Source organism: Methanobacterium sp. BAmetb5 (assembly GCF_003491305.1).
Classification (GTDB): Archaea; Methanobacteriota; Methanobacteria; order Methanobacteriales; family Methanobacteriaceae; genus Methanobacterium.
In genome coordinates this window covers 2,287,501-2,292,500 of the sequence record NZ_CP022706.1, presented here as the reverse complement: position 1 = coordinate 2,292,500, position 5,000 = coordinate 2,287,501, and the positions used below count along the sequence as shown (strand labels likewise).

Annotated in this window: 6 protein-coding genes (1 of these 6 running past the window's edge); 4 read left to right on the top strand and 2 right to left on the bottom strand. The window is 40.8% G+C overall.

The features are described 5' to 3' along the window. A protein-coding gene (locus CIT02_RS11450) for a ZPR1 zinc finger domain-containing protein (protein ID WP_292612634.1) crosses the window boundary here: on the top strand, positions 1 to 513 show its 3' portion. 81 nt of this gene lie to the left of the window's left edge; the window shows 513 of its 594 coding nt (coding positions 82-594); the start codon falls outside the window, past its left edge; the stop codon is at positions 511 to 513. A gap of 170 nt (positions 514 to 683) precedes the next feature. On the opposite strand, the gene CIT02_RS11445 is transcribed toward CIT02_RS11450, so the two are convergent. Beyond that, positions 684 to 1,172 carry a hypothetical protein gene (locus CIT02_RS11445; RefSeq protein WP_292612632.1) on the bottom strand — a complete coding sequence of 163 codons (489 nt, stop codon included), beginning with the start codon at positions 1,170 to 1,172 and terminating at the stop codon, positions 684 to 686. 213 nt (positions 1,173 to 1,385) lie between these two features. Next, positions 1,386 to 2,225: a carboxylating nicotinate-nucleotide diphosphorylase gene (gene nadC, locus CIT02_RS11440; RefSeq protein WP_292612630.1), complete on the bottom strand. Its 840-nt coding sequence runs from the start codon at positions 2,223 to 2,225 to the stop codon at positions 1,386 to 1,388. Between the two features lie 278 nt (positions 2,226 to 2,503). Here nadC and rnz point away from each other — a divergent pair, with 278 nt between their 5' ends. The 3 genes from rnz to CIT02_RS11425 all read left to right on the top strand — a co-directional run bounded on the left by rnz (position 2,504) and on the right by CIT02_RS11425 (position 4,888). Beyond that, the gene (gene rnz / locus CIT02_RS11435) at positions 2,504 to 3,412 is read left to right on the top strand and encodes a ribonuclease Z (RefSeq protein ID WP_292612628.1); all 909 of its coding nucleotides are present in this window, start codon (positions 2,504 to 2,506) and stop codon (positions 3,410 to 3,412) included. 128 nt (positions 3,413 to 3,540) lie between these two features. Beyond that, positions 3,541 to 4,305 (top strand): mechanosensitive ion channel family protein, encoded by a 765-nt coding sequence (locus CIT02_RS11430; protein WP_292612626.1) that lies wholly within the window; start codon positions 3,541 to 3,543, stop codon positions 4,303 to 4,305. Beyond that, positions 4,292 to 4,888, top strand: a complete 597-nt coding sequence (locus CIT02_RS11425; protein ID WP_292612624.1) for a class E sortase — start codon at positions 4,292 to 4,294, stop codon at positions 4,886 to 4,888. The genes CIT02_RS11430 and CIT02_RS11425 overlap by 14 nt, the downstream gene beginning before the upstream one ends. The last annotated feature ends 112 nt before the right edge of the window (positions 4,889 to 5,000 follow it).

Here is a 5,000-nt window from a genome sequence, read left to right as displayed (position 1 = left end):
TATTTCGGGGAAATCATGGAATCAACCATGCTTTGCAGTGAATGCGGATTTAAACACGCTGACACCATTTGCATTGACCAGAAAGAACCAGTTAAATACACCCTGAGTGTGGGAAAGGAAAATTTAAACTCCCGTGTGGTTAAATCCCAATCAACCACCATAACCATACCTGAAATAGGACTCAAGGTGGAACCAGGACCCCAATCCCAGGGATATGTCTCCAATGTTGAAGGAGTGTTAAATCGGTTCGAAAAGGCCGTCAAAACTGCCCTATCCTGGGCTGAAGAGGACCAGGTAAAAATGAATGCTGCCCAGATACTGGAAGATTTGGAAGAAGTGAGAAGTGGTGCCAAAAAAGTCACCATGATCATGGAGGATCCCTTTGGACACAGTGTTATCGCTGATGAAGCTGCAGTTAAAAGTGGGTTAAGTGAAGAGGAGATTAAAAAGTTGAAAACGGGTTTCACTACCTTTGAAAATGAAGATTTGAAACTTGACCCTGACTCAGAGTAGACACTACCCCCATAGTAGACACTGCATTATCTTGTCTTTAACTAAAAAATTAATTTTAAACTAGTAATCCCCCAAATAGAAGCGGTAATCTATTAAATCCAACAAAAAAAGGAATTCCCTTAATCAAGAGGTTAAAGTAGTTAAAATAAAAAATAATAAATTGAAGAGGTTTAATCCATGAAAGCAGGATCTTCCTCTTCTTCCTGGACATCTTTGAGTTTCAGTGTCCTCTTAACATCCATGGAAAGGGCATCACAATCAGCCTTAATGGCGTGCAGGTGCATTAATATTCTTTTCTTCTCTTCATTGATCCTTTCAATATTCTGGTAAGGATAAATGGATTCTTTGAGCATTTCATATTCAATGGTGGTGTAAGGATATTCATTGAGCTGCTCACAGACCTTTACCAGCACCTCTCCCAGGAACTTGTTCATTTCCACTTTAACCCTTTCCCGGATCATCTTATCCTTGTCCAGGTTCTGCTTCATGAGACGTACGACTTCCGCTTTGGCAAAAGGTAAATCTTCCCCTTCTTCTTCGTCTTCAGAGGTTTCTTCAGTAGTTTCATCTGACTCAACTGATTCTTCAGAGTCGGTAAATTCCTCGGTTTCTTCCTGAATAATTTCTTCGTTAAATTCATCTTCTCTTTCGTCGTACATGAAAAATCTCCTACTTTTAGATTTATAATTCTATTTACTCACACTAAATGCTATGTTAACTTTCTTATATAAAATTATGGTTAAAATATGAAGTTACGTGCAAAATTTAGGGTGATTCCCGGTTACACCTTAAAAATAATGGAAGGTAAAATAAAAATTTACACCAATATTATGCATCCCTTCCAGATTTGATTAACCGAGAAGTATATGGGTTCAGTGAATTTTTTCCAGATCCAGACTTAGGTCCAATGATCGGGCAGAGTGAGTAATGTATCCAGTGGAGATGACATCCACCTTCGTGTTTGCAAACTGCACTATGTTATTCTCATTGATACCACCGGAAACCTCAATTATGACTTTATCACGGAGATTTTCATCTTCCAGGGCCTTCAAAACTTGGTTAATTCTTTCAGGCACCATATTATCCAGCATTATAATGTCCGCACCTGCTCTGGCAGCCTGTAATGCTTCTTCCAGGGTTTCCACTTCGATTTCAATCTTCTTGGTGAAACTGACATATCGGCGGGCCCGGGATATTGCTTCATCCACTCCTCCCACCAGGGCCAGGTGATTATCCTTTATGAGCACACCGTCATCCAGGCGAAAGCGGTGAGTATCTCCCCCACCAGCCCTTATGGCATTTTTTTCGAATAATTGAAGACCAGGAGTTGTTTTACGGGTCCCAGCAACAGTAGCATCCGGGTTGACACTGCGAACCATTTCTACTATTTTGGAAGTCAAGGTGGCAATTCCCGACATACGCATGAGGAGATTGAGCACTGTTCGCTCCACCGTAAGTATAGTACGCGGATCACCATTTATTTCCATGATAATCTGACCTTCACTTATATTTTCACCATTTTCCACCATTACCTCCACCGAAACGTTGAAATCTGTGAAAATATCAAGGGCCAACTCCATCCCGGCAATTATTCCCGGTTCCTTGGCGATGATCCTGCCTTTAACCTGTAATCCTGGAGGTATCACGGCCTGGGTGGTTATATCTTCAAAACCGATATCCTCATAAACCATATTAGCTAGGTCCTGCCTCATGATTGCACCTTATCCATTATAAATGATATAATAAAACCTTAAATAGGGGCGAGAATATTTAAAATCCACTACTTCCCCGGTTAAATTCATTACTTGTCCTTTATATTCCAGGAAGGATATAAATTTTAACCCGAGATATATTTTCCAGTTATTTTAGAATGTGGAGAAATACCTTAAAACTTACATTTACCAGCCATTAACTTATAAGAATTATAAATCATAAAACAATCATTTAAAGAATAAATACCCCATCATATTAGGTATTAGGTGAGCCAATTATGGAGTTAATATTTTTAGGAACCTCATCTGCACTTCCCACCACTAAACGAAACCATCCCTCCATTGCCCTTAAGGCCTTTGGAGAGGTGATGCTCTTTGATTGCGGAGAAGGGACCCAGCGACAGATGGCCAGAATCAAACTGAGCCCCATGAAAGTGGATCATATCTATCTAACCCACCTACACGGGGATCATTTCTTGGGGCTGCCCGGCATGATACAGTCCATGGCCTTCCGAGGCCGCAAAGAGCCGCTACACATCTATGGGCCTGAAGGGACTATAAAAACTGTCCAGGCCATTAAAGACTTAGGCTACTATGCATTATCTTTCCCCATACATGCTTATGAAGTAAGAGAAGGTGTGATTCTGGAAACAGATAACTATGTAATTGAATGCTGTCCTACTCACCACTCTGTACTTAACCTGGCATATTCCGTGGAAGAAAAACGGTCCCCTAAATTCCTCCGGGAAAAAGCCATTGAACTGGGCTTAAAACCAGGCCCAGAGTTTGGTAAACTTCAGAATGGAATTCCAGTAGAGTTAAATGGTAAATTAATACAGCCAGAACAGGTCCTTGGAGAAAAAAGAAGGGGGAGGAAGATTGTTTATTCCGGAGATACCATACCCTGCCATGAACTGGTTAAATTCGCCTCTAATGCTGATGTTCTCATACATGAATCCACTTACGAATCATCACAGGAAAAAAAAGCCCTTGAAAATGGCCACTCCACTACCACCCAGGCCGCGGAGATTGCCAAAAAAGCAAAGGTATTTGAATTAATTCTAACCCATATAAGCACCCGTTACAAGAACAGCGGTGATTTAAGAAAAGAAGCCCGTAAGGTGTTCCGTGAAGTGATTGTGGCTGAGGATTTCATGACTATCCCCGTGGAACGACATAAACCTTAGACTGCTGCATTTATTAAACCGTCACATCTTTTTAAAAAATCATTCATGAATTTAAGAAGAGAAGGCATCTAATGATTTATTAGGGACATCTAAAGATTCTCCGCAAAAAAAGAGCGAGGTAAACTAAAATGGTTGTTGATCCGGACCCCCTGTACATTAACCTTATAAAAATAGCCATAATCATAGTAGTTTCCCTGATCATAACCAAGTGGTCTATTTATATCGTCAAGAGAATTGGTAGCCAATTTAATTTTGAACTCACCCTTATCCAGGTCATAAATGAGATCATCAAATATTCAGTAATTGCCGTTGCCATAACCTTCTGTTTAAGGGAAGTTGGAGTGGATATAAACGCCATAATTGTAAGCCTGGGTATTGTAGGTATAGCTGTAGGTTTTGCTGCCCGGGACACCCTATCCAACTTCATTGCCGGCATGTTCATCCTGGCAGATCAGAGTTTTAAGGTGGGAGATATAATTGAAATGTCCGGAAAAAGGGGCAAAGTGATTAAACTGGGTTTAAGGGTTACCACCATTAAAACCGATGACAACAAAATCATCACCATCCCTAACTCAACCTTTTCCAGTTCAGTTTACGTAAATTACACCTCCCGTGAAACACGTAGGGTGGAACTAAACGTTAACATCCCCTATGAAATAGAACTGGAAGAGACTGTTAACTCACTGGTTAAGGTAGCATCAAATTGCCAGTGGGCTTTACCCCAGCCAAAACCAAACGTGCTTATAAAAGAAATGACAGATACAGGTATTAAAGCCACCATCAATGTCTGGGTCGAAGACCCCTGGAAGGTAGCCACCTACAAAAGCCAGTTAGCTCTGAAGGTCAAAGAGTTACTGGTAGTTAAGGATTGCCGGGAAAATGTCAAGGAATAATATTTTGGCCATCATAATTATTTTAGCGTGTGCCACGCTGGCCGGTAGCATAGCTATGGCCGGTTACGTGCAGATGGAAAACGTAACCCAAGCTCAGAAAAGTGTTAAGGATTATCAGGAAAAAATGAGCAACCCAGTGGATGCTCTGGACCCTACTGATCTTAAAAAGACCTATATGAATGCCAAATTAATCATACCAAAACTCGGTGTGAACGCCAGCATTCGATCGGACACTGTAAATGCTTATAATGCTGTTTATCATTACCCTGAGAGTGTTATGCCAGGTAAACCCGGTGAATGTGGTATTTTAGGGCACAGAACCACTTATTCTGGATTATTCGCTAACATTGCTTCTCTTCAACCCGGAGATAAGGCCATTATCCAGGATTTTACCCAGCGCAAGAAATACGTCTACGAGGTAACTTCCAATGGCAATGACATACGCTGGGACTATAAAACCAATCCCATCCGTTTTTCCCAAGAAGGACAGGCCAGACTGTTAATTGTTACCTGTTACCCCCCAGGTAAAAAACAGGCAGCATGGATTACCCACTTTAAACTGGTATCCACCAGTAATTTATAAATAGATGCCACAAGCAAACACAAATAATTAATCCTAATTTTACCCCTCAACAGAATAATATTACCCCTATTTTTATTTCACCCCAGTTCAAGCACCTGATCTAAGAATATAC

Bases quoted from the DNA above. Each gene is read 5' to 3' on its own strand.
- CIT02_RS11445 (WP_292612632.1), bottom strand. From the start codon at position 1,172: ATGTACGACGAAAGAGAAGATGAATTTAACGAAGAAATTATTCAGGAA.
- nadC (WP_292612630.1), bottom strand. From the start codon at position 2,225: ATGAGGCAGGACCTAGCTAATATGGTTTATGAGGATATCGGTTTTGAA.
- rnz (WP_292612628.1), top strand. From the start codon at position 2,504: ATGGAGTTAATATTTTTAGGAACCTCATCTGCACTTCCCACCACTAAA.
- CIT02_RS11430 (WP_292612626.1), top strand. From the start codon at position 3,541: ATGGTTGTTGATCCGGACCCCCTGTACATTAACCTTATAAAAATAGCC.
- CIT02_RS11425 (WP_292612624.1), top strand. From the start codon at position 4,292: ATGTCAAGGAATAATATTTTGGCCATCATAATTATTTTAGCGTGTGCC.